Here is a 23066-nt window from a genome sequence, read left to right as displayed (position 1 = left end):
GGGCCGGGTCGCGGCCAGGCACAGCGCCGGGGCCGGGGCCGGGGCCGGCATCGCGGCCAGGCACAGGGCCGGGGCCGGGGCCGGCATCGGGGCCAGGCACAGGGCCGGGGCCGGGGCCGGCATCGGGGCCAGGCACAGACCCGGGGCCTGGGACCGAAGGGTCGGTCATGACGCCTCCCGCTGCCGGGGGTCGAGGGCGCGGTGGACGAGGTCGACGACGAAGCCCACGACGAGCACGAAGCCCGTCAGGGCCAGAAGCTCGCCCTGCACCTTCGGCAGGTCGCGGGCGCTCACGTCGGCCACGAGCATCCGGCCGATGCCGGGCAGGCTGAAGAGCTGCTCGATGACGACGGCTCCGACGATGATCCCGGCGACCTGCAGGCCGAGCACCGTGACGACCGAAAGGCCGACGTTGGGCAGCCCATGGCGGATCAGCGCGGCATCCCGGGTCAGGCCCTTTGCGGCGGCGGTGCGGACGTAGTCCTGCCCGACGGCCTGCAGGGTAGCGCTCCGCACGAAGCGGAGGAGCATGGCCCCCTCGACGATCCCGATCGTCAAAGCGGGGAGCACGAGCGCGCGCACCGCCGCGGCGGGGTCGGACCATCCGGCGCGGGGGAAGCCCTGCGCGGGCAGCCACCCGAGCCACACGGCGAAGACGACGACCAGCATCATGCCCGCCCACACGACCGGCACCGCCGCGAGGCCCTGCGAGCCGACGCTGATCGCGGTCCCCGAGGAGCGGCCGCGGCGCATCGCCGAGATGACCCCGAGCGGGAGGCTGAACGCGAGGGCGATCGTCAGGGCGAGGATGCCGAGCGGCACCGTGACCTGTGCTTTCTGCACCAGCTCGTCCGTCACGCTCGACCCGGTCAGCAGCGACGTGCCGAGGTCGCCGCGCAGCACTCCACCGATCCAGTCGACGTACTGTGCGACGAGCGGCTCGCCGAGGCCGAGCCTCTCGCGGATGGCGTCGGCCTGCTCGGGCGTGCTGTTGGTCCCCGCGATGAGCTGCGCGACATCACCCGGAAGCACGCGGAGGGTCAGGAAGATCAGCACGCTGGCGACGAACAGCCCGAGCAGAAGCAGGGCCAGACGCGTCAGCGTGTATCGGATCACCCGTTGCTCTTGGCCAGCTGCGCGAGATTGAGGCGCTCGTTCACATTGATCGAGGGCATACCCGTGATGTTAGTGCCGACGGCCACGACCGAGGCTCCGTTGAAGAGCCAGTCCCCCGCGGCATCCTCCGACACGATCTTGGCGGCCTTCTTGAGGAGGTCTGCGGCCTCGTCGGGATCGGTCGCTGCGACCGACTCCTTGTACAGCTCCTGAACCTCGGGGTTGTCGTAGGTGAAGTAGTAGTCGGGGTTCGCCCAGTTCTCGAAATCACGGGCCTCGGTGTGCAGGACGTAGCTCAGGTCGTAGTCCTTGTTGACGTAGACGTCGTTGAGCCAGGTGGGGAAGTCCACCGAGTCGACCTTCAGCGTGATCCCGACCTCGTTGAGGTCCGAGACGAGGATCTGCGGAATGGTCGTCGAGTAGAAGTTGGGGATCTTCAGGGTCAGCGTCAGGTCGTCGACACCGGCCTCCTTCAGGAGCGCCTTGGCACCCTCGGGGTCGTAGGGCGCGACATCGGCGAGATCCTCGTATCCCGGATCGAGCGAGGGGATCGGACCGTAGAGCGTCTCACCGGATGCCGCGGCCTCGATGAACGCCTCGTGGTCGATCGCCTGGCGGATGGCCTGGCGCACCCGCTTATCGGCGAGCGGTCCCGACGCCTGATTCATCGCGAGCGTGCCCTTGTCGGTCGACTTGCCGAGCACGAGCTCGAAGTCGCCGTTCGCCTCGACCTGGTCCTTGAGGTTGGCGTCGAAGCCCGTCACCACGTCGACCTCGCCGGCGAGGGCCGCATTGAGGGCCGCCTGGTTGTCGGGGATGTAGTCGAAGACGACCTCGCCGACCTGCGCCTTGTCGCCCCAGTAGGCGTCGTTGCGCGCGAACGTGATGCTGTCCCCCTGCCGCCAGGTGTCGAGCACGAAGGGGCCCGTGCCGTTCGCCTTCGTCTTGTAGTCGACGGTGTCGCCCTCTTTGAGGATGAGCCCGGCGCGGCCGGTGAGGTTCCACAGCAGCGTCGAGTCGGGGGCGCTCAGCGTGAGCGTGATGGTCTGGCCGTCCGCCGCGATCGTCTGGACGTTCGCGAGCCTTGCCGAGTCCGACCACTCCGGGGTGTTCTTGCGCGTCGTGAGCGACCAGACGACATCCTGCGGGGTGAGGGGCTGGCCGTCGTGGAAGGTGACGCCCTCGCGCAGAGTGAAGGTGTAGGTCAGGCCGTCGTCCGAGACCTCCCAATCGCTCGCGAGCGCGGGCACGATGTCCTGCTCCGGCGTGCGCGCGACGAGGCCCTCGTAGATGTTGTCGACCAGGATCTGGTCGAGGGCCGCCCCCGCGGTCTGGCGGATGTCGAGGTTGCTCGGCTCGAGGACGAGGCGGATCACCGCCGAGGCGTCCGGGTCCGGGGTGCCCGTGCTGCTCGGCGTGTTGCTCGCGCCGCCGCTCGTGCACGCCGACAGGAGCAGAGCTCCGGCGGCGAGAAGGGCGGTCGCGGCGAGTGCGGTGCGGCGGAGCATGCCTGTCCTTTCGGGAGCATCCGGGATGCGGAGGGACGCGATGTCGAGCGCGTCGGGACGCGATCTCGTGCAAGAGACCAGCCTAGGCAACCCGCGAGCGCCCCGAGCGCGGTGCTACCCACAACGAAACAGAAGCGTTAACCCTTCCCCGCGAGGTCGCGGACCAGCCGGGCGAGCTCGACGGGGCGCTCCTCCTGCACATTGTGTCCGGAGTCCATTTCGACGACGGATGCCGCGGGCACCCGCTGCCGGAACACCTCGGTGTCGGCATCCGTCAGATATCCCCGCGTGCCGCGCACGAGCGTGAGGGGAGCGGTGATCTCGGCGAGGTCTGTCCAGCCGCTCTCGGAGAGAACCGAGGCGAGGGCGTCCTGCTGCACGGCGGCGGCGTCGGCGAGCTCGGGGGAGGCGGCCATGGCGTTCGCGAGGTGCGCGAAGTGGTGCTTCCACTCCACGCGGCCATCGGGCCGGACGCGGCTGTTGTGGTACACCCCCCGCTCCGCCGCCCTGCGCGATCCGCCGAGCCCGAACGCGAGCGCCCGCTCAACCAGCTCATCGCGCGAGGCCCAGTCGGTCGGTCCGGCGAAGAACTCGCGCAGCTGAGCCGCGCCGCCGTCCGGATCGAGCCCCGGCGTGATGTCGACGACGACGACCCCGCGGACGAGTTCGGGACGGGATGCCGCGACCGCCGCCGCCGTGAGCCCGCCGAGCGACTGCCCGACGAGGAGCTGCGGCCGGTCGGTCCACTCCTCGATGCCCAAGGCCACGTCGGGCGCCAGGGTCCCGCCGGTGTACGCGAGGTCGGTGCGCCACGACGAGTCGCCGTGACCGGGGAGGTCGATGGCGAGGGCGGGAATCCCGAGCGCGAGGATCGTCGTGTCCCACGTGTGGGCGTTGAGGCCCGCCCCGTGCAGGAAGGTCACCTCCGGCGACCCCTCGCCGAACCGCAGGGCGCTCAGCGTGCGGCCGTCCGGCAGGGCGAGAGAGAGGCGCTCGCCGGAGGGGATCGGGCCGTCGAGGCCGATGTCGGCGGCCTGGTCGCGGAGGAACGAGAACTCGTCGAGAGGGTCGGTCACCCGGCCATTCTGCCGCGCGGCCGGGGAGCCGAGGCATCCGTCCGCGCCATAGAGTGAAAGACATGAGCGAAGAACGTCGCGTCCACCTCTCGCGCTCCGCCCCGGACGCCTACAAGACGCTCGACGCCTTCTCCAAGACCGTCGGCCGGATCGCCGACGAGGCCGGCATCGAGCCGCGCTTCAAGGAGCTCGTGCAGATCCACGCCTCGCAGCTGAACGGCTGCGCCTTCTGCGTGCGCGTGCATGTCGACCGGGCGGTGAAGGAGGGCCTCGACGCCGACGTCATCGCCCAGCTGGCGACGTGGCGGGACTCCGGCGTCTTCACCGAGCGCGAGCGCGCGGGCCTCGAGCTCGCCGAGGCGTTCACCTTCATCCATGACGGGGGAGTACCCGACGAGGTGTACGACCACGTCGGGGGCATTCTGAGCGAGGACGAGTACGTCGCCCTCAGCTGGATCCTCGTCTCGATCAACGCCTTCAACCGCGTCGCGATCGCCGGCCGCTATCCCGTGCCCCCGCGCGCGAGCGGCAAGGCATGACGGACCCCCATATCCCGGGTGCCGTCAACCTCCGCGACGTCGGGGGTCTGCCCGCGGGCGCCGGCCGCACCCGGTCGGGCGTGCTCTACCGCTCCGGCAACCTCGCGCAGCTCGAGACGCCCGGAGTGGAGGCGCTGGGCGCGCTGGGGCTGCGACGAATCATCGACCTGCGCGACGACGAAGAGGTGACCGCGGCGCCGAGCAGGCTCGGCGACCTCTCGATCCCGACGCAGCGCGCTCCGCTCTTCCTGGGCTCCGTGGCGTCGTTCTTCCAGGACGACATCCCGCTCGACGAGATGTACCGGCGGATCGTCGACGACTCCGCCGAGCGGGTCGTCGACGTGGTGCGTGGCGTCCTGGCCGATCAGCCCGTGCTCGTCCACTGCACCGTCGGCAAGGACCGCACCGGCGTCACCGTCGCGGTGACCCTCGCCGCCGCCGGCGTCGACCTCGACGCGGTGGTCGCCGACTACGCGCGCACCGAGGGCCTCCTTCCCGAGTGGCGCAATCAGCGCATCGTCGAGAAGCTGCGGGAGCTGCACCCCGAGGCCCGGCACCTCGAAGACCTCGCCACGCGGTCACCCGCTCCCGTCATGGCGGGACTGCTCGACGACCTCACGGCGCGGTACGGGTCGCCGTCGGGCTACCTGCTCGCGCACGGGATGACGGATGCCGAGCTCGCCGCGCTGCGCGACGTCCTGGTCGCCGTAGCCTGAGGTCATACTCAGGTTAGGCAACCCTATCCTCACGGTATAGTGGGGACCGAGATGACCGACCAGACCGAGCACAACGCCGCAGCCTGCCGCGCGTCGCGGCACACGCGGGTCCAGCACCTCATCACGGCCGACGAATCGTCGCTCACCGACCTGGAGGCGCTGCTCGCGACGCTTCCGATCTGCTCGACGGGTCGCGTCTTCATCGAGATCCCGGATGCCTCGTGGCACGCGCCGATCACCGCTCCCGCTCGCATGGTCGTGACGTGGCTCGACCGCTCGCTCCGCAGCGGCGATCCGGGCACGGGCCGGGCGTGCGCCCCCGGTCAGGCGCTCACCCGCGCCGTCACCGCCTGGGCCGACGAGATGCTGTGCGCGGACGACGACCACACGCGCATCCACCTGCTGGGCGGCTACCTCGGCACGGCGGACATCGTCGATCACCTCACCGAGCGCCGTGGCATCCCCGCGTCGTCGATCCACGCGCCCTCCGAGTACAACCTCACGAACGTCGCCTGACGGAGGCCTGTCGCCTCTGCGCGTTCGGCTTCGGATCCGGGCCGATGGGGCGGCATCCGCTTGACGCGTTCCACGCACAGGAGTTCGATGGGCGCCGACGGGCGACGATGCCCGCCAACTCATGTGCAAAGGGGAAAACATGCGCAAGAAGTTGATGTTGGGTATTGCCGTGGGGACGATGCTCGCACTCGGAGGCGCCGGCGGCGCTTTCGCGGGCGAGATCGGCGGCAATGGACAGGACACGCAGGGCCCGGCCCATGCGAGGTCTCTGTGCGTGTTCTCGGGACTCGAGGACGGCTCCGAGGGCGGTCCCTCCGGACCGGGCGTCACGCAGAACTGGGGTCAGATCCCCCACGAGATGCGCAAGATGTTCAGCGATCGCGGGGCGGCCGTGGTGAGCACGCCGTTCGGCGAGGAAGGATGCAACGCCCACCTCTTCCCGAACAAGTAGACGTCGAAGGAGGTGCGGCCGGTCTCGACCGGCCGCACCTTCGGCGTTTCAGCGCGAGGTCGGGCGCCGTCGCGGCACGTAGTTCCCCGCTTCGAGTCCGGCTTCGATCTCGAAGCGGTTGCGCAGCGGGTCCCGCCCGGCGAAGAGGTAGAGCACCGGCATGAGGAACCCGTAGCGCCGCCACTGGCGCGCATGCACGGCCTCGTGCTCCAGCAGCCGGTCGGACGGGTTGGCGTCGCCGGTGAGGAAGCATCCGCCGACGCAGACGCCGCCGCGGGCGAACGCCCAGCCGGGCAGCCCGCGGAAGACCCACAGGCCGTTGCGCTTCTCGACCCGACCCGTGCTCCAAAGGGTTCCCCAGATCCAGCCCACCGCCGTGCCGTACCAGTAGCCGACGCGGCTGACGGGGGAGTCCAGGAGGAAGCGCGGGATGCTGCGGTCGAACCGCCGACCGCGGGCGACGGCGAGCTCGGCGCGTCCCTCCCAGCCCGGAGGCGGCGTGGGGATGGGACTCATGCCAGAGCTCCGACGACCCGGAGGATCGCACCGAGGTCGTCGCCTGCGGCCGCGGGCGAGCTCGGCGCGAAGCCCGCGATCGTCGCACCGGCGAGCGGCGCGACGCCGCGCACAGCGCCGATCGCCGCGACGAGCTGGGCGACGGTGAGGCCGAACGGGACGGGAGCGGTGACCCCGGTCAGCGACGACGGGTCGAGCACATCCAGGTCGACGTGGATGTACACGGCGGTCGCCTGCGTCGCCTGCAGCGCGGCGACGAGCGCCTCCGTGCTCTCGAGCTCGGGCGCATCGAGGATGGCGATGCCGACCTCGTCGGCCCGCGTCTCCTCCTCCGCGTCGTAGTCGCGGGCCGCCGCCAGGATGACCCGCTCCGCCGGCACGAGCCCCGGCGCGAGCGAGAGTGCGTCCGGACCCTCGCCCAGGACGGCGCTGAGCGCCATGCCGCCGAAAGCGCCCGAGTGCGACGACGACGACGTGTGCAGGTCGGGGTGGGCGTCGAACCACACGACCGCGAGGCGCTCCTCACGTTCGGCGGCGATCCCGATGGCGCCCACGCTCACTCCGCAGTCACCGCCCACGACGATGACGGGTGCAGCCGCGCCCGAGAGCTCGGCGACGAGCGCGTCGTGGGTGCGGATCAGCGAGCTGTAACGGTGGATGCCGGTCTCGAGCGCCTCGCCCGCCTCGAGCGGGACGTCGATGAGCGTGCACGCGGCGCGGGGGAGATCACCGGCGATCGCCTGGGCGCCGTCGATGAGCTGCATCGCTCGTGCCGACGAGGAGCCCTGCCACTGAGGGACGATCACGAAGCGCGCCATCCTCACATCATTGCCCAGCGCGAGGGCGGAGGCGTCCGCCGTAAGCGAAAGGGCGCCGCGACCAGGTGGTCGCGACGCCCTTTCGAGCGATTTCCGCTTACGGCGTATACGGCGCGCTCGGCGCGTCGATGGCCGCCTGTGCGGGCTGCTGGCCGCCCTTGAGGGCCGCGAGGCGAGCCTCGACCTCGGTCAGCTCGCCGACGTCCTCGAGCTGGTTGAACTGGGCGTCGATGCTGGATGCCGCGAGCTCCTGCTTCCCCTGTGCGAGAGCCTCCTGGCGCCGGATCTTGTCTTCGAAGCGCCCGAGCTCGCTCGTGGGGTCGAGCACGTCGATCGACTTGACGGCGTCGTGCACCTTGATCTGCGCCTCGGCGGTCTTGGCGCGGGCGAGGAGCTCGGAGCGCTTCGACTTCAGCTGCTCCAGCTTCTGCTTCATGCCGTTCAGGCCGTCCTTGAGCTTGTCGACCACCTCGGTCTGCGACGCGATCGTCGGCTCGACGGCCTTCGCCTGGTTCTCCTCGCTGATCTGGCGCTGCAGCGCGATCTTGGCGAGATTGTCGAACTTGTCGGCGTCGGCGGTGTTGCCCTGGCCCCGCAGCTGATCGGCCTTGCGCGACGCTGCGAGGGCCTTGCTGCCCCACTCCGCTGCCGCCTGGACGTCTTCCTGGTGATCCCGCTCGAGGAGCCTCAGGTTGCCGATCGTCTCGGCGATCGCGGACTCCGCGTCGGCGATGCTGTTGGTGTAGTCGCGCACCAGCTGGTCGAGCATCTTCTGCGGATCCTCGGCGGAGTCGATGAGCGCATTGACGTTCGCTCGGACGAGCGTGGAGATGCGACCGAAGATGGACTGCTTTGCCATCGGTTGTTCCTTCCTATCGAAGTGTGATCTGCCCTATCGAAGTGTGATTTCCGGATGCCGGGGGTCGGCGCCGTTCGAGGGGTGGTCAGAATCGTCCTCCTCCGCGACGGGCGCGCGTGCCCCCGCCACCGAAGCTTCCGGGGTTGAAGCCGCCCCCGGACGGGAACCCGCCTCCGCCGCCGAAGATGCTGCCGCCGCCCATGCCCCCGGAGCGGCCTCCGCCACCGCCCAGCATGGAGTTGAGGACGATGCCGCCGAGGACGGCGCCGAGCATTCCGCCGCCGCCGCCGGAGCCGCCCATGCCGCCCATGCCCCCCGACGGGGCGAACATGCCGCCTCCGCCGCCGAAGGAGCCGACGTCGTTCTGCGCGTACTCGATCGCCTGCCCGGCGAGCTGATCCGCGCGCTGCGCGTACTGCAGAGCGCGCTGCGGGTCGGCGGCCTGCAGCTGCTCGGCCTGAACGAGCGATGCTCCGGCCTCGGCGAGGCGCGTGCGGGCCTCGGCTCCGACGGCTCCGCGGCGTGCGGTGATGTAGTCCTCGGCGGCGGAGACCTGCGCGCGCGCCTGCAGAATCGTCTGGCCGAGCATCTGCTGCGTGCGCTGGGCCTGGGCCGCGGCATCCCGGACTCCCGCGATGACGGCGTCGATCTGGCGGTTCGCGCCTTCGAGCGCCTGCAGCGCGGCCAGCGGACGTCGTTGCGAGGACCCGAGAAGGGCGCGGGCGGCGTCGAGCTGCTGGCGCGTCGCGGTCACCGTCGCGGCGACGTGGCCGTCGGGATCGGGAAGAGCGGATGCCGCGGCGATGTCCTGCTCCAGCTCGGCGACGAGCGCCTGAGCGCGCTGCTCGCCCTCGACGAGGTCGCGGCCGAGCTTGTCGATCGCGTCCTCCAGCAGCTTCGCCTGGCCGACCGCCTCCTCGGCCGCGCGGATGCTGACGGCCGCCTGGCCGCCGTCCCCGGCCCCGATCGCCGTCTGCGCGGCGGTGAGCTGCTCGTCGGCGAAGGCGATCCGGTCCCGCGCCTGGTCGGGGTTGTCTGCGACGGTCGAGAGCGCCTCGGGAGCGTAGGACTGGCCGAGCGTCGCGAGGCGCTGCGCCGCCGCATCCACGCCGTTCGCGGCCTCGGAACGCTGCTCCTGCACGCGGGCGAGGGCCTCGGGCGCGTTCTGCTCCAGCTTGCGCAGCTCGTCGAATGCCTCGGCCTTCTCGTCGAGACCCCGGTTGGCGTCCTCGAGCAGGCTGAGGATCTGCGTGTTCCACGCCCGCACCTGCTCCTCGGTGTCGGGGACCGCGTCGTCGAGCTGCTGCTGCAGCGTGAACGCCTTCGTGAGGTTGCCCTTCGCCGTCTCGAGGGCCTGCGCGAACTCGGTGGTCGCGGCATCCCCGAACTGCGCCTTGGCGAATCCGAGCTCCTGCTCGCTCGTCTTGACGGCGTCGTCGGTCTCGACGAGTGCCGCCGAGGCCTGCCGCGCGAGCTCCTCGGTGCTCACCTGCGGAACGGTCGGCTGCCCCGGAGCGCCGCCGGGCACCTGCGCCCGGCGCCGCCGGCGGCGGACGAGGAGCCAGATGATCACGCCGACGATGGCCGCGATGAGGACGAAGACCAGGAGACCCGGAAGCAGACCGCCGCCGCCGCTCGCGCCGCTGCTGCCGCCGCCCGCGGCCGACGTCAGTCCGTCGGCGGCCGCGTCGACAGCTCCGGCCCAATCGCCGGCTTTGAGCTCGGGCTGGATCTGCTGCTGCTCGATCGATGCCAGCTCGTCCTCGCTGACCGGTCCGGACGAGTCGCCCGACAGGTAGTACTGGCGTCCGTCCACCGCGATGGCGAGGAGGTACTGATTGGGGCCGAGCCCGTTCGCGGTGGCCGTGTCGTTCGCCCAGCTCCCGGCATCCGAGGGGTTCGTGAATTCGTCGACGAACACGACCCAGAGGTCGACGTCGGTCTGGTCCGACAGCTGCTGCAGACGCGCCTCGGCGGACTGCTCTTCGGAGCTCGACAGGGTGTCGGTCTGATCCACGACATAGGTCGAGCCGAGCGTGACGGGATCGGTGGCGGAGGCAGCATCCGCGCCGCCGATGAGCAGCAGCGAGAGAGCTGCCGTGAGCGCGAGTATGCGTCGCGCGGGCATCGCGTCCCCCCTCCTCGGGAGCCGTGGTGCCGCCCCCGGAGCCGAGTCTATTCACGCCCCGGCATGCATCGGTAGGGGAGCGGCCGGGCCTTGACAGGGGCGGGTCGCTGCCTCCGCTCGCTCGCCGCCGCAGGTACGCTGACCGCTTCGGGAGGGCAGATGGACGATCGATACGGCACGGACGTGCTGGCGGCCGGGTGGAAGAAGCAGTTCCAGCGCGAGCTGCCGCGTGTGCCCGCGGAGAGCGACCTGGTGGTCGAGGTCGCCGACGACGGGTTCTGCGGCGCGGTGACCGGCGTGCGCTCGGGCACAGTCGAGCTCGAGGACCGCCACGGTCGCCGTCGCCTGTTCCCGCTCGGCGCCGGGTTCCTCGTCGACGGCGAGGACGTCGTCCTCGTGCCGCCTGCCCCGACCGTGCCGAAAGCACCCGCCCGCACGGCGTCGGGGTCGTTCGCCGCTCCCGATGCCCGCGCCCGCGTCGCGCGGGCGAGCCGCATCTTCGTCGAAGGCCGTCACGATGCCGAGCTCGTCGAGAAGGTCTGGGGCGACGACCTGCGGGTCGAAGGCGTGGTCGTCGAGTACCTGCAGGGCGTCGATCTGCTCGAGGCGGCGCTGGAGGCGGAGCCGCCCACGGCCGAGCGCCGCTACGGCGTGCTGGTCGACCACCTCGTGCCCGGCTCCAAGGAGTCGCGCATCGCGGAGGCGATCCTCCGCGGCCCCCACGGCGCCCATCTCAAGATCGTCGGCCACCCCTATATCGACGTGTGGCAGTGCGTGACGCCGCGTGCTCTCGGGATCGCCGCCTGGCCCGAGGTTCCCCGGGGCATCGAGTTCAAAGTGGGCGTGTGCCGCGCCCTCGGCTGGCACGCGCGCGACCAGGCCGACATCGCGCGCGCGTGGCAGCGGATCCTGGGCGCCGTGAAGACTTACCGCGACCTCGAGCCGTCGTTCCTCGGCCGCGTCGAGGAGCTCATCGACTACGTGACGGCGTAGCGCGCGCCGCTTCGGCCGGCCGGCCACGGCCCCTCGGGTCGCCGAGATCGCAGGGATCACGGCCGGGACGAGGCATCCGTCGTCATCCGTGCGCTCTCGAGGCCCACCGGGTGGCGACGCCCGGATTCGTTAGCCTGGGGAGGTGCCCGACCCCGCCGACACCCCCGCCGAAGCCCGCCCGTTCCGCGATCGCCCGGTGTCGTTCGTGCGGCGCAGCGGCCGCATGTCGGAGGCGCAGGAGCGTGCGTGGTCCGAGCTCGCGCCGCACTTCCTGCTGACGGTCGAGCGGGATGCCGCCGCCACGAGCGTCCGGCGGGGTGTCAGCGTCGTCCCTGCCGAGGTCTGGGGGCGCGAAGCGCCGCTCGTCGTCGAGATCGGATCGGGTCAGGGCCACGCGATCGTGCACGCCGCGGCATCCGCTCCCGACCGCGACTTCCTCGCGATAGAGGTGTTCAAGGCGGGGCTCGCCCGCACGATGCTCGACGCCGACAAGGCGGGCGCGCGCAACCTGCGTCTCGTGGAGGCGAACGCACCCGAGGTGCTCGAGCACCTGCTGCCCGAGGCATCCGTCGACGAGCTCTGGGTGTTCTTCCCCGACCCCTGGCACAAGAAGAAGCACACGAAGCGCCGGCTCGTGACGCCCGAGTTCGCCGCGACCGCCGCGCGCGCGCTGCGCGACGGCGGCACGCTGCGGCTCGCGACCGACTGGGAGGAGTACGCGCACCAGATGCGCGATGTCCTCGATGCCGCGGCCGGGTTCGAGCGCGTATTCGAGGGCGAGTGGGCCGACCGCTTCGCCGGGCGCGTGCTCACGGCGTTCGAACGCAAGGGCGCGCGCGCCGGACGGTCCATCCGCGACCTGACCTACCGGCGCCGGGCACGCGCGTGACCTCGCCCGCCGATCCGTACGGCGGAGGGCTCGAGCGGGCCCCCGCCGACGACACCGACTCGGCGGCTCCGCCGGAGCGCGATCGGTGGCGTTTCGTGCGCCCCCCTCGCGCACCGCGACTTCCGGATGCTGTTCTCCGCCGTCGTGCTGTCGATCTTCGGCGCCGGGATGTGGGCCGTCGTCATGGTCTACACCGTCATCGACTCGGGCGGCGGCCCGGTCGAGCTCTCGCTCGTCGCCGCGTGCAACGCCGTCGGGCTGCTCGCGTGCGCGATCCCCGGCGGGATCGTCGCGGACCGCGTCTCGCGGCGGCTCATCCTCCGCCTCGTCGAGCTCGTCAACGTCACGGCCGTCACCTCCGTCGCGGTGGCCGGTGCTCTCGGCGTCGTGACGGTGCCACACCTCGCGCTCGTCGCCTTCGCGCTCGGCGCCGGCGCGGGATTCTTCTTCCCCGCGTACAGCGCGATCCTGCCGCGCATCCTCCCGCCCGCACAGCTGCTCGCCGCGAACGGCCTGGAGGGCGCGATCCGCCCCGCTCTGCAGCAGGCGGCGGGGCCGGCGGTCGCGGGCGTCGTCGTCGCGGCCGTCGTCGCCCCGGCTCATGCGGCGTGGGTCATCGCAGCGGCGCACGCGGTGGCGCTCGTCCTTCTGATCTTCGTGCGGCCGGAGCCCGCGACCGACGCGCCACCTGAGCACGAGGCGTCCACGAGCCGCAGCGTCTTCCACGACCTGCGCGAAGCGGTCTCGTTCACCGTGCGCACCCCGTGGCTGCTGTGGACGCTCCTCTACGCGACGATCTGGGTGCTGGTCTGGATGGGTCCCGAAGAGGTGCTGCTGCCGTTCATCACGCGCGAGCGAATCGGCGACGACCCACGCTGGTTCGGCTTCCTGCTCGCCGCCTACGGGCTCGGCGGCGTGCTCGGGTCGGTCGTCGTCTCGTCCTTCCGCCTCCCTCGGCGTTACCTCACGGTGATGATCGCCGTGTGGGGGTTCAGCACGCTGCCCTTCATCGTCGTGGGGTTGACCGACGTCTACTGGCTCATGGTCGCCGCCCTCTTCGCCGTCGGTTTCGGCTTCAGCTACGGCAACGTCATCTGGGGCACTTTGCTGCAGCGGCGCGTGCCGACGCAAATGCTCGGGCGCATCTCCAGCCTCGACTTCTTCGTGTCGCTCGCGCTCATGCCGGTGTCGATGGCACTCGCAGGACCCCTCGCCGAGGTCGTGCCGATCCCCGTCATCTTCCTCGCGGCAGGTGTCGTCCCCTTCGTGCTGTCGTTCCTCGTCATCTGGATCGCCCGCATGCCGAGGGACGAGATCGCCCACCCGCTGGGGGACTGAGTGCCCGCGCATCCCTCCCTCCCGCTGCCTCCGCGACCGGCGTGGTCGTGGGCGCTCGTGCCCGCCTTCCTCGCCTGCCTCGCAGCGCCGGCGTTCTTCGTCCTGCGCATCCCGTGGCTGGGCTGGGCTCTCCTCGCGGCAGCGCTCCTGGCCGCGCTCGTGCTCGAGCGGCGCCGGGCGAGGGGGACGGATGCCGCGCCCGCCGGCGCACGCGGGCTGCCGGTCGCGGCGAGCCTCGGAACGGCGCCGGCCGTCGGCATCCGTCGTCCGCCCAGCCTCGTGCGCGACCTGTCGCTCGTCGCGGCGGGTCTGCTCGTCGTGAGCGCCATCCCGCTGAAGGCCGAGCTCGACGACTTCGCCTTCGTGCGCTTCGGGCTGGGGCTCGGGGGAGCGGTGGCCGTGCCCTACGTCGTCTCGCGCTGGGTCTACCGCGACTACGCGATCCGGTTCCCGTGGCGCGGCGGCGGACGGTGGACGCGCTTCCAGTGGACGTGGCTGGTGCTGGTCCTCGCGCTCGGCTGGCTGATCCTGCCCTTCTACTTCATCACGTCGGGCGTCTACACGAACTGGCCCGTCGTCGACACCCCTCAGCTCATCGCCCGCCTCTTCGTCGGAGTCGGTTCGGTCGGCATCTGGGACGAGCTCTTCTTCATCTGCACGGTCTTCGCACTGCTGCGTCGGCATTTCCCCGACTGGCAGGCCAACGCCCTGCAAGCGATCGTCTTCGTCTCGTTCCTCTGGGAGCTGGGCTACCAGGCGTGGGGACCCTTCCTCACCATTCCGTTCGCGCTGCTGCAGGGCTTCATCTTCATGGTGACCCGCTCGCTCGGGTACGTCGTCACGGTGCACCTGCTGTTCGACGCGGTCGTCTTCCTCGTACTCGTGCACGCCCACAACCCCGGACTGCTCGATGGGCTGTTCCTCGTCTGACGACGGTGCCGGCGAGTGACGGCGGTGACGGCGGTGTCGGATGCCGCGGGCTTCGCGGTGGCCCGGCCCGAGGCATCCGTCTCCGACGTCGGAGGTGGTTCACTCGGGAGGGAATGAGCGAGGGGATCGGCATGAGCGGCGCCCAGCGGGTCGGTTTCGTGGGACTGGGAGTCATGGGGCAGCCCATGGCGATGAACCTCGCGCGGGCCGGCGTGTCGTTGACCGTGTGGAATCGCACAGCCGTCCGCGCAGAGCCGCTGCGGCGGGCCGGTGCGGCGGTCGCCGGCACTGTCGACGAGGTCTTCGCCGGCTCGGATGTCGTCGTCGTCATGCTGTTCGACGAGCGGGCGACCGACGAGGTGCTCGGCCGCGGCACGAGCCGGTTCGCCGACCTCGTGCGCGGGCGGCTGCTCGTGCAGATGGGCACGGTGTCGGCCGACTATTCGATCTCCCTGGAGCGGGACGTCGAAGCGGCGGGCGGCCGTTTCGTGGAGGCGCCCGTATCCGGGTCGCGCGGTCCGGCTGAGCAGGGCGCGCTCGTCGGAATGCTGGCGGGCCAGCCCGCCGATGTCGCCCTCGTCGCCGAGCTCATCCGGCCGCTGTGCGCCGAGATCGTCCCCTGCGGCCTTCCGCCGGCGGCCCTGGCCATGAAGTTCTCGGTGAACGTTTTCCTCATCACGATGGTCACGGGACTCGCCGAGTCCTACAACTTCGCGGAGCAGCACGGCCTCGACACGGCCGCTCTCGCACGCATCCTCGATGCCGGTCCGATGGCGTCGTTCGTCTCGAGGGGAAAGCTCGACAAGCTGCAGCGCGACGACCTCGCGCCCCATGCCGCCATCTCGGATGTGCTGAAGAACTGCCGTCTCGTGACCTCCGCCGCCCGCTCCGCGGGGGCAGCCGCGCCGCTGATGGACGCGAGCGAGGAGCTCTACCGCGAGGCCGTCGAATGCGGCGAGGGCGGCGACGACATGATCGGCATCGTTGCATCGCTGCGGCGCCGGAGCATGTCTCATCCCTCAGGTTCATCCTCACGGTGAAGCGAGTTGAGGAGGCCCCCTTGACGTCGTGCGCGGCCGGAGTATCTTCGGTTCTGCAGACGGAAAACAGAAACCATACTTCGGAAACGAAGTGAACACAGAGACCGCAGTCCGCATTGATGATCGCCCCGAGGCTCCGGCCTCGAGGCGATCTTCATTTGTGGGACCGGATGCCGTAGATCCCCTTTCCTCCGATGCGATGCCTGGATAGCGTCGAAGGGCGCGGTGACACTGGGGTCGCCGCGCTGAGAGGAAAATGTCATGTCGTCTACGAGACGTCGGGCACTCGCCGCGCTTGCGGCGGGGGCCCTGGCAGTGTCCGTCGCGTATGCCGTACCGGCCTACGCGGCACCGAACAACAATTCGGTGAAGAAGATCACGAAGGCCGTCACTCTCGAGGGGGTGATGAACCACCTCGAAGCGCTGCAGGACATCGCGGACGCGAACGGCGGTGACCGCGCCGTCGGCAGGCCGGGATTCCGGGCATCCGTCGACTACGTCGTCGGCCAGCTCACGGCAGCGGGCTACACGCCGCAGGTGCAGGCGTTCCCCTTCGAGTACACGGAAGACAACTCGCAGCTCATCCGGGTGACTCCTCAGCCGCGCACCTTCGCCGAGGGTACGGACTTCCTGCGCAATGGGTTCGACTCCGGCACTCCGGAGGGGACCGCGACCGGCACTCTGGTCCCGGTCGACCTCGTCATCAACCCCGCCGGCCCCGCGAACAGCAGTTCGAGCGGCTGCGAAGCCGCCGACTTCGCGGGCTTCCCCGCAGGCGGGATCGCGCTCGTCCAGCGCGGTACGTGCGGATTCAACGTCAAGGTGCTCAACGCCCAGGCCGCAGGAGCCGCCGCCGTCATCGTCATGAACGAAGGACAGCCGGGTCGCACCGGGCTCGTCACCATGATCGGCGATGCGACAGGCCTGACGATTCCGGCGGTGTTCGCCACCTTCGCCGCCGGCGAGAACCTGGCTTCCACGCCCGGCGCGACGGTGACCGTGACGGTCGACTTCCTCTCAGAGGAGCGGACGGCGTGGAACGTCATCGCGCAGACGGCGTCGGGCAACCCCGACAACGTCGTGATGGCCGGCGCCCACCTCGACAGCGTGCAGGACGGCCCGGGCATCAACGACAACGGCTCGGGCAGCGCCGCGCTCCTCGAGACGGCGATCCAGATGCAGAAGGTCAAGCCCAACAACGCCGTGCGCTTCGCCTGGTGGGGCGCCGAGGAAGAGGGCCTGCTCGGCTCGACCTACTACGTCGACCAGCTGTCGGAGACGGATGCCGCGAAGATCGCGCTGTACCTCAACTTCGACATGATCGCCTCGCCGAACTACACCCAGGGCATCTACGACGGCGACGACTCGAGCGGCACCGCGCCGGTCGACATCCCCGAGGGATCGGCCCAGATCGAGGATGTCTTCCAGGCGTACTACACGAGCGTCGGCGAGCCGTACAAGGACACCGACTTCTCGGGTCGCTCCGACTACGGGCCCTTCATCGCGATCGGCATCCCGGCCGGCGGTCTGTTCACCGGCGCCGAGGTCCCGAAGACCGTCGAGGAGGCCGGCATCTGGGGCGGAGTCGCGGGTGCGCAACTCGACCCGTGCTACCACCAGCCGTGCGACAACCTGACGGGCGAGGGACACGACGACGCGCTCTTCGCGCAGCTCGCCGAGGACTACAACCTCGTGGGCAACATCAACACCGACGCGCTCGACGTCAACGCGGATGCCGTGGCAGCTGCCATCGTCACCTTCGCGTTCGACACGTCGGCCGTCAACGGTGTCCGTTCGCCGGGCAAGTCGCACGGCGCGGGCAAGAGCATGGACGCGTTCACCGATCGGGCGGCTGCCTAGGCATCCGTCCCGGGAAGAACCACGGAGCGGTCGTCCCGGAAGGGGCGGCCGCTTCGTGTGCGCGGGCTCAGTCGGTGGCGACGGCGCCGGCGGGGGAGCGGCGTGTGAGCGCGCGCACGACGAGCCCGCACGCGGCGACGAGGATCGCCACGAGGAGAGGGGGCAGGGCGACCTCGGGCAGGGTCAGGGCCGCGAAGAAGACGCTGACTCCGAAGTCCCGCATCTCATCGAGGTCGTTGGCGAGCACGCGGCTGCCGGCGGCGTTCCCGATGCCGGTCTGGATCGCCGGCACGATCCACACGAGGAGGAGTCCGACGAGTGCTCCGAGCACCCTGCCGACCGTGTTCACCCCGCCCCACGCGATCGCGAGGCCGACGAGCATGGGCGGCACCCAGCGCAGGTATCCGAGGAACGCGTACACCTCGTCCGTGGCGGCCGTGCCGAACGGCACCACGAGCCCGTTCAGCCAGGGTCCGAGCGCCAGCGCCGCCATGCTCAGCCCGACGACCGCGCCGCCGCGAGGCGCTTTCGCGATGAGCACGAAGGTCAGGATGCTGAAGCCGGCCGAGAGGACGGCCACGGCCATGAGCGCGCCGAGGTAGAACCCCGACCCGTCGCGGTCCTTCAGACCGCTCGCGACGACGGCCGACGTCTGGACGATCGCGGTGAACTGCACGGCCACGACGCCGACGAGGATGAGCCATACGCCGGGGCGCGGCATCCGCTCCCGGAGCAGCCTCGCGGCGAGCCCGCCCAGCCCCGCGCCGACCACGAGCAGCCCGATGATGAGCGTGATGGCGTACTGACTGAACGGCAGCATCACGACCGGCATGTCGCCCGGGAGCGTCTGCGCCGTCCACAGGTTCTGCAGCGGAAGCCGCATGCCCGTGACGAGCCAGGGAAGCAGGCCGAGGACCGCCGCTCCGATCCCGATCAGCACTGCCGCCCACCCCGGCAGAGTCCGGGTGGTCGTCGCGGCATCCGGGGTCGTTCGCTCGGTCGTCACGGACCGCTCCTCTCCGCGCCCGGGCGGAGGCGCACCGACCACACGCTACGGGCCGGAGGGGGCGGCCGGGGACGGTCAGGCGGCGAGTCAGCGGATCACGGCTGGTCGCCGTCCGCCTGTTCGTCCTCTTCCGGCTCGAAGGTCGACTGCTCGCCGGTGTGCCCGGCGGCGACCCCGTCGGGGTCGGGCGGGATCGTCCCGTCCTGGCCGAGCCCGCCGTCCTTCGGCGTTACGTCCTGGTCGTCCGATCCCGACTGCGACTGCGTGCCCGAGTCCATGTCTGCTCCTCATCTCGTGGGGACGGATGCCCCGCCTGCTCAGTGCCGCGCGGACTTCCGGTGGTGCCGGGCGTCTTCCTCGCGACCGTGGCGCGCTTCGTCCTCGCGCTCCATGCGCTCCCGCACCGTGCCGCTGACGGTCGTGCCCGCGACGATCGGCTCGTAGATGGCGCCGGTCGTGTGCGCGACAGGCGTGCCCCTCGCCGACTCGGCTTCGGCGATCTTGGCCGATACGCGCTCGGTGAGGTCGGGGAACAGCCGGTGGGCGAGATTCGTCCCCCGCGCCTTGCCGCCGACCGGCTGCTCCTCTTTGGGATCCACGCACGCCGAGACGATGGCGTCCACGACGACCTGCGGATCGTCGAGGGCGGCCATCCGAGGAGTGCGGCCGGTGTAGTTCGCCGCGTGCACCCACCAGGGCGTGTCGACGGCCCACGGCATGATCGTCCCCACCTTGATGCGATCGCTCTCGCCGACGATGCGCAGCTCTTCGTTGAGCGACCGGCTCATGCTGAGCACCGCGGCCTTCGAGGCCGCATAGCTCGTCTGGTACGCGAGGGGCACTTCGCTCTCGACCGAGCCGATGTTGATGAGGGTGCCTTCGCCCTGCGCGCGGAACTGCCGGAGCGCGGCGTGCGCTCCGTACATGAGCCCCTTGACGTTGACGTCGATGACGCGCGCGTGATCGGCGATCGGGACGTCCCAGAATATGCCGAGGGCGCCGATCCCGACGTTGTTGACCCATACGTCGATGCGCCCGAACCGTTCGACGGCCGCGTCGGCGAGGCGCTGGACGGCGAGGGGATCGCTGACGTCCGTCTCCACGGCGAGCGCCGCGGAGCCGGCTGCCGCGATGTGCGCCACGACCTCGTCGAGGACCGCGCCGCGGCGCGCAGCGACGACGACGTTGGCGCCGAGTTCGCCGAGCCGCTCCGCCGCGCCGCGACCGAAGCCGCTCGACGCCCCGACGACGACGATCGTCTTGCCCGCGACATCCTTCTCTTCACCCATCCGGCCATGGTCCGCGGGCGGGCGAACCGCTCCTACCCCCTTGCCAGCTCCTACCGGATTCGCTATCCCGGTCGCCGGAGGGTTTGCGCATGTAGTCGCTCAGCCGCGATATGGCAACCCCGAGTGGCGTTCGGGCGGGATGGGTTACGAATGGAGGGTGAAGGTTCTGGCGTATGCGGGTGGTCATTATCTGACCGGTGACGACATCGCCGTGGCGCTGCTCGAATACAGCCGGGCCCTGGCCGATGTCGGGTCGGCGGCGAGCGTCGAGATTCCCATCCTCAGCGACGACGGCAGCCGTGAGGAGGCCACATTCCTCGTGGGGCCGGCGAGCCAGATCGTGGTGACGCACGCGGATGCCTCCGTCGACGAGCTCGTCGACGCCGAGACGGTCAATCGACTGAAATCGCTGACCCGGGCGCTTCATCCGATCGCCATGCCCGTCGAGGCCGAGGACCGGGTGCAGGACTTCGACACCGGCATCTGACCCGACACGAGGGATGGGCCGGACGCTTCAGTAGCGCGCCGAGAACCCGCCGTCGGCGTGCAGCAGCTGACCCGAGATCCATCGGCCGTCCGGCGACACGAGGAATGCGACGACTCCCGCGATGTCGTGCGGGGTTCCGAGGCGACCGAGCGGATGCCGCGGCACGAGCGCCTCGCGGATGCCCGCGTCCATCCAGCCGGTGTCGATGGGGCCGGGGTTGACGGCGTTGGCCGAGACGCCCAGCGGACCGAGCTCGCGCCCGGCCGAGATCACGATCCGGTCGAGTGCGCCCTTCGAGGCGCCGTACGGCAGATTCCCGGTCGTGTGGTCGCTGGTCAGCGCGACGATCGCCCCGCCGTCCGCCGGCACTTGCCGCGCGAAGGCGGCGATGAGCAGCAGGGACGCCCGCGCGTTGACGGCGACGTGCGCGTCGAAGCTCTCGGCCGTCGTGTCGAGGATGCCGGACTCGACGTCGTACGCGTGACTGAGCACGAGTGCCGAGATCACCCCCCGGTCCGATCGGACCGCCTCGATCAGCTCGCCCGGACCCTCATGCGTCGAGAGGTCGCACGGATAGTCGGCATCGCGCAGATCGCTGGTCGCCACATCCCAGCCATCGGCGCGGAGTCGCGGCACGACGCCCGCGGCGATGCTGTTCGCCCGCGCGGCACCGGTGACGAGGGCAAGGGGCATGTCAGGACACTAGCGGTGGGAACGGATGCCGGGGCATCCGGCGCCGTCCGGGCGGTGCGCTGCGCGGTGATACCCTCGATCGGTACGCCTCCGTAGCTCAGGGGATAGAGCGTTGGTTTCCGGTACCAAAGGTCGCAGGTTCGATTCCTGTCGGGGGCACGTGCGTGAAGGCCGCCCCGTGAGGGGCGGCCTTCAGCCGTCTCCGCGGGGGATCGGCGATGCCGCGGATCGTGCCGGCGCCGGCTCTCAGCCGGCGTCGGCGGTGACCCCGTTGCCCTCGGCGAGGCGCTGCAGGTCGTCGGCGAGTCGCTGCGCCAGGTAGGCGTGCCCCTCCGTCGACGGGTGATCGCGGCCGATCTCCGACGTGTCGATGACCGTGGCGTAGTTCGCCTCGGTGATCCAGTCCTCGGCGATGGGGGAGACGTACGACCAGCCCCGGGCGCTCGCGAGGTCGCGCAGATCGCCGTCGATCGCGGCGGTCGGCTTCTCGACCGGAAGAACCTGGGGCGCGGGTCCGAGGATCACGAACTGCGCGTCGGGGTAGAGTCCGGCGAGCGCGTTCCACGCGGCGGTGACCGCTTCGCGGTACCCGGTGGGGTAGAGGCGCCGGTCGTTGATCGACCCCTCGACGATCACGAGATCGGGATCGAGGGCCGGGTCGAGCTGCGCGATGCGCTCGCCGAAGCTGCCGCCGTCGAGGCCCGGCTTGAGGTAGCCGCTTCCGCGGACGCCGTCGACGACGGTGTTCCACCCGAGCGTCTGCCCGAGGAGATAGGCGTACCCGAGCGTCGGCACGGTGGCCGCGGAGCCGTAGGTCCAGGAGTCGCCGAACACGAGGACGGTCGGATCGTCGGGCAGCGAGAGGGGTGCGGGGGTGATGGCCACGGCCTCGGCCCGCGCGACCGGAGCGACCGGTTCGACGGGGTTGGCCCACGCTCGCCAGGCGCCTACCGCGCACACGACGGCGACGGCGGCCAGGAGGCCGCAGACGAGCCACACCGGACGCCGCGCGCGGGGGCGTCCGTGCGGGTTCACGCGGGCGAGTGTACGTCAAGTTCACAAGATCGCCACATCGGCGGTTCTCCCGCGGAAAACCGCCGGTCAGAGGCATCCGTCCCCTCCCGTGCGGAACCGCTCCCAGCAGCCGCCCGGCAAGCGTTCAACAGCCCCGCAGAAAGGGGTCTGTCCGGCGTGCGAGGATACTTCGGTGCAACGCCTCGTGACCGCTGAACTCGACCTCGAACTGGGGTCGTCCGTCGACCTCATCTTCCAGATCACGGCCGCCCAGCAGGTGCCCGTCGTGAGCGAGGAACTGACGTTCACACAGGGCGATCGCGTGTACACGCCGACCGAGATCGTCGACCAGTCCGGCAGTCGTCTGCACCGCCTCACGGGCGAGGCCGGGCGTCTCGAAGTGCGTTATCAGGCGACCGTCGAGGGGCAGATGTCGGCGAGCCGCACGAGCGACCTCGAGGCCATCACGTACCTCCGTCCGAGCCGCTACTGCCAGTCCGACGAGGTCTTCTCCCAGGCTCGCCGGCAGTTCAAGGGGCTTCACGGCTACGACCTCATCGCAGCCGTCAGCGACTTCGTCGCGACGAGCACGACGTACACGCCGGGGCTCAGCCAGGGCACCGACAGCGCCGTGACCACCCTCATGACAGGGCAGGGCGTATGCCGTGACTACGCGCACGTCGTGATCGCGCTCCTGCGGGCGATGGACATGCCGGCCCGCTACGCCGCGTGCTTCGCACCGGGTCTGCGGCCGATGGACTTCCACGCCGTCGCCGAGGCGTACTGCGACGGCGCCTGGTACGTCATCGACGCGACGCGCCTCGCGAACCGGCGTTCGCTCGTGCGGATTGCAACGGGTCGGGATGCCGCGGACTGCGCCTTCCTCAGCTACCACGGCGGCTATGTCGGCCTCAAGCGCATGCGCGTCGACGCGATGGTCATGCCGGATGACGCGTCCGGCGACGGCCTCGAGGGCGAGGCGCCCCGCGAGCCGCTGTGGGCCGAGGCATCCGATCCCGCGGCCGACGACCCCGCCGCCCTCGTCCAGCTCGCCTGACACACCCCTCCTGCCCGGCGCGCTCTGGCCCGCGCCCCGGTCGCCGAAAACCACCCATCCGCGCCCCAGACGCCCTTCGCATCCCGCTTGAGTGCAGCGGGTGGCGCATCGACGTGTGGGTTCGGCGCCGGAGGGGCGGCGGACCGGGCACGGAAGGGCGGCGGACCGGCCACGCGTGGGGTCCTCCACAGGACGGGGCTGCCGACGCCGGCGCACAGGACCGACCG

The 23066-nt window shown here is 70.8% G+C and carries 24 protein-coding genes and 1 tRNA gene; 13 read left to right on the top strand and 12 right to left on the bottom strand.

Annotation, left to right across the window (positions count from 1 at the left end):
- Positions 1-165 precede the first annotated feature (165 nt).
- From G5T42_RS01050 to G5T42_RS01040, 3 genes are all read right to left on the bottom strand, one after another.
- Positions 166-1116, bottom strand: coding sequence for an ABC transporter permease (locus tag G5T42_RS01050; RefSeq protein WP_165124253.1), 951 nt, complete (start codon positions 1114-1116; stop codon positions 166-168).
- Positions 1113-2624: an ABC transporter substrate-binding protein gene (locus G5T42_RS01045; RefSeq protein WP_165124250.1), complete on the bottom strand. Its 1512-nt coding sequence runs from the start codon at positions 2622-2624 to the stop codon at positions 1113-1115. Before G5T42_RS01045 ends, G5T42_RS01050 begins: the two co-directional genes overlap by 4 nt.
- 137 nt (positions 2625-2761) lie before the next feature.
- Complete coding sequence (locus G5T42_RS01040) at positions 2762-3700, bottom strand: alpha/beta hydrolase (RefSeq protein ID WP_165124247.1); 939 nt, start codon at positions 3698-3700, stop codon at positions 2762-2764.
- Positions 3701-3762: 62 nt separating this feature from the next.
- Between G5T42_RS01040 and G5T42_RS01035 the strand changes: the two genes are divergently transcribed.
- The 4 genes from G5T42_RS01035 (at position 3763) to G5T42_RS01020 (ending at position 5922) form a co-directional block, all read left to right on the top strand.
- A complete protein-coding gene (locus G5T42_RS01035) occupies positions 3763-4239 on the top strand; it encodes a carboxymuconolactone decarboxylase family protein (RefSeq protein WP_165124244.1) in 477 nt (158 codons plus the stop codon).
- Positions 4236-4955: a tyrosine-protein phosphatase gene (locus G5T42_RS01030; protein ID WP_165124241.1), complete on the top strand. Its 720-nt coding sequence runs from the start codon at positions 4236-4238 to the stop codon at positions 4953-4955. Before G5T42_RS01035 ends, G5T42_RS01030 begins: the two co-directional genes overlap by 4 nt.
- Before the next feature lie 51 nt (positions 4956-5006).
- Positions 5007-5471: an SIP domain-containing protein gene (locus G5T42_RS01025; RefSeq protein ID WP_165124238.1), complete on the top strand. Its 465-nt coding sequence runs from the start codon at positions 5007-5009 to the stop codon at positions 5469-5471.
- Between the two features lie 139 nt (positions 5472-5610).
- Positions 5611-5922: a hypothetical protein gene (locus G5T42_RS01020; RefSeq protein WP_165124235.1), complete on the top strand. Its 312-nt coding sequence runs from the start codon at positions 5611-5613 to the stop codon at positions 5920-5922.
- A gap of 48 nt (positions 5923-5970) precedes the next feature.
- On the opposite strand, the gene G5T42_RS01015 is transcribed toward G5T42_RS01020, so the two are convergent.
- From G5T42_RS01015 to G5T42_RS01000, 4 genes are all read right to left on the bottom strand, one after another.
- Positions 5971-6438, bottom strand: coding sequence for a Fe-S oxidoreductase (locus G5T42_RS01015; protein ID WP_165124232.1), 468 nt, complete (start codon positions 6436-6438; stop codon positions 5971-5973).
- Positions 6435-7256, bottom strand: a complete 822-nt coding sequence (locus G5T42_RS01010; protein ID WP_165124229.1) for an arginase family protein — start codon at positions 7254-7256, stop codon at positions 6435-6437. Before G5T42_RS01010 ends, G5T42_RS01015 begins: the two co-directional genes overlap by 4 nt.
- A gap of 97 nt (positions 7257-7353) precedes the next feature.
- Positions 7354-8115: a PspA/IM30 family protein gene (locus G5T42_RS01005; RefSeq protein ID WP_165124226.1), complete on the bottom strand. Its 762-nt coding sequence runs from the start codon at positions 8113-8115 to the stop codon at positions 7354-7356.
- Between the two features lie 85 nt (positions 8116-8200).
- On the bottom strand, positions 8201-10243 hold the full coding sequence (locus tag G5T42_RS01000; RefSeq protein ID WP_165124223.1) for a TPM domain-containing protein: 2043 nt from the start codon (positions 10241-10243) through the stop codon (positions 8201-8203).
- A 159-nt stretch (positions 10244-10402) separates the two neighbouring features.
- Here G5T42_RS01000 and G5T42_RS00995 point away from each other — a divergent pair, with 159 nt between their 5' ends.
- The 6 genes from G5T42_RS00995 (at position 10403) to G5T42_RS00970 (ending at position 17293) form a co-directional block, all read left to right on the top strand.
- Positions 10403-11236, top strand: a complete 834-nt coding sequence (locus G5T42_RS00995) for a DUF3097 family protein (RefSeq protein ID WP_165124220.1) — start codon at positions 10403-10405, stop codon at positions 11234-11236.
- Between the two features lie 142 nt (positions 11237-11378).
- On the top strand, positions 11379-12125 hold the full coding sequence (gene trmB / locus G5T42_RS00990; protein ID WP_165124217.1) for a tRNA (guanosine(46)-N7)-methyltransferase TrmB: 747 nt from the start codon (positions 11379-11381) through the stop codon (positions 12123-12125).
- Positions 12126-12251: 126 nt separating this feature from the next.
- Positions 12252-13463, top strand: coding sequence for an MFS transporter (locus G5T42_RS00985; RefSeq protein ID WP_165124214.1), 1212 nt, complete (start codon positions 12252-12254; stop codon positions 13461-13463).
- A complete protein-coding gene (locus G5T42_RS00980) occupies positions 13464-14393 on the top strand; it encodes a CPBP family intramembrane glutamic endopeptidase (RefSeq protein WP_206535684.1) in 930 nt (309 codons plus the stop codon).
- Positions 14394-14398: 5 nt separating this feature from the next.
- Positions 14399-15433: an NAD(P)-dependent oxidoreductase gene (locus G5T42_RS00975; protein ID WP_277601760.1), complete on the top strand. Its 1035-nt coding sequence runs from the start codon at positions 14399-14401 to the stop codon at positions 15431-15433.
- Positions 15434-15694: 261 nt separating this feature from the next.
- Positions 15695-17293: a M20/M25/M40 family metallo-hydrolase gene (locus G5T42_RS00970; protein ID WP_165124208.1), complete on the top strand. Its 1599-nt coding sequence runs from the start codon at positions 15695-15697 to the stop codon at positions 17291-17293.
- 67 nt (positions 17294-17360) lie between these two features.
- Here the strand turns inward: G5T42_RS00970 and G5T42_RS00965 are convergent, their stop codons facing one another.
- The 3 genes from G5T42_RS00965 to G5T42_RS00955 form a co-directional block, all read right to left on the bottom strand.
- The gene (locus G5T42_RS00965) at positions 17361-18299 is read right to left on the bottom strand and encodes a hypothetical protein (RefSeq protein WP_165124205.1); all 939 of its coding nucleotides are present in this window, start codon (positions 18297-18299) and stop codon (positions 17361-17363) included.
- 95 nt (positions 18300-18394) lie between these two features.
- A complete protein-coding gene (locus G5T42_RS00960; protein WP_165124202.1) occupies positions 18395-18577 on the bottom strand; it encodes a hypothetical protein in 183 nt (60 codons plus the stop codon).
- Positions 18578-18616: 39 nt separating this feature from the next.
- On the bottom strand, positions 18617-19588 hold the full coding sequence (locus G5T42_RS00955) for an SDR family NAD(P)-dependent oxidoreductase (protein ID WP_165124199.1): 972 nt from the start codon (positions 19586-19588) through the stop codon (positions 18617-18619).
- Positions 19589-19745: 157 nt separating this feature from the next.
- On the opposite strand from G5T42_RS00955, the gene G5T42_RS00950 reads away from it, so the two are divergent.
- Complete coding sequence (locus tag G5T42_RS00950; RefSeq protein ID WP_165124196.1) at positions 19746-20075, top strand: hypothetical protein; 330 nt, start codon at positions 19746-19748, stop codon at positions 20073-20075.
- 27 nt (positions 20076-20102) lie between these two features.
- On the opposite strand, the gene G5T42_RS00945 is transcribed toward G5T42_RS00950, so the two are convergent.
- Positions 20103-20768, bottom strand: coding sequence for an SDR family oxidoreductase (locus tag G5T42_RS00945; protein ID WP_165124193.1), 666 nt, complete (start codon positions 20766-20768; stop codon positions 20103-20105).
- A gap of 86 nt (positions 20769-20854) precedes the next feature.
- On the opposite strand from G5T42_RS00945, the gene G5T42_RS00940 reads away from it, so the two are divergent.
- Positions 20855-20927 (top strand) — tRNA-Arg (locus tag G5T42_RS00940).
- Positions 20928-21014: 87 nt separating this feature from the next.
- Here the strand turns inward: G5T42_RS00940 and G5T42_RS00935 are convergent.
- The gene (locus tag G5T42_RS00935; protein ID WP_241245905.1) at positions 21015-21803 is read right to left on the bottom strand and encodes an SGNH/GDSL hydrolase family protein; all 789 of its coding nucleotides are present in this window, start codon (positions 21801-21803) and stop codon (positions 21015-21017) included.
- A gap of 172 nt (positions 21804-21975) precedes the next feature.
- On the opposite strand from G5T42_RS00935, the gene G5T42_RS00930 reads away from it, so the two are divergent.
- On the top strand, positions 21976-22839 hold the full coding sequence (locus tag G5T42_RS00930; protein ID WP_165124190.1) for a transglutaminase family protein: 864 nt from the start codon (positions 21976-21978) through the stop codon (positions 22837-22839).
- The last annotated feature ends 227 nt before the right edge of the window (positions 22840-23066 follow it).

The sequence above is a fragment of the Microbacterium sp. 4R-513 genome (assembly GCF_011046485.1).
Classification (GTDB): Bacteria; Actinomycetota; Actinomycetes; order Actinomycetales; family Microbacteriaceae; genus Microbacterium.
Note: the sequence above shows the minus strand (reverse complement) of the source record. Positions and strands in the feature narration are given on the sequence as shown.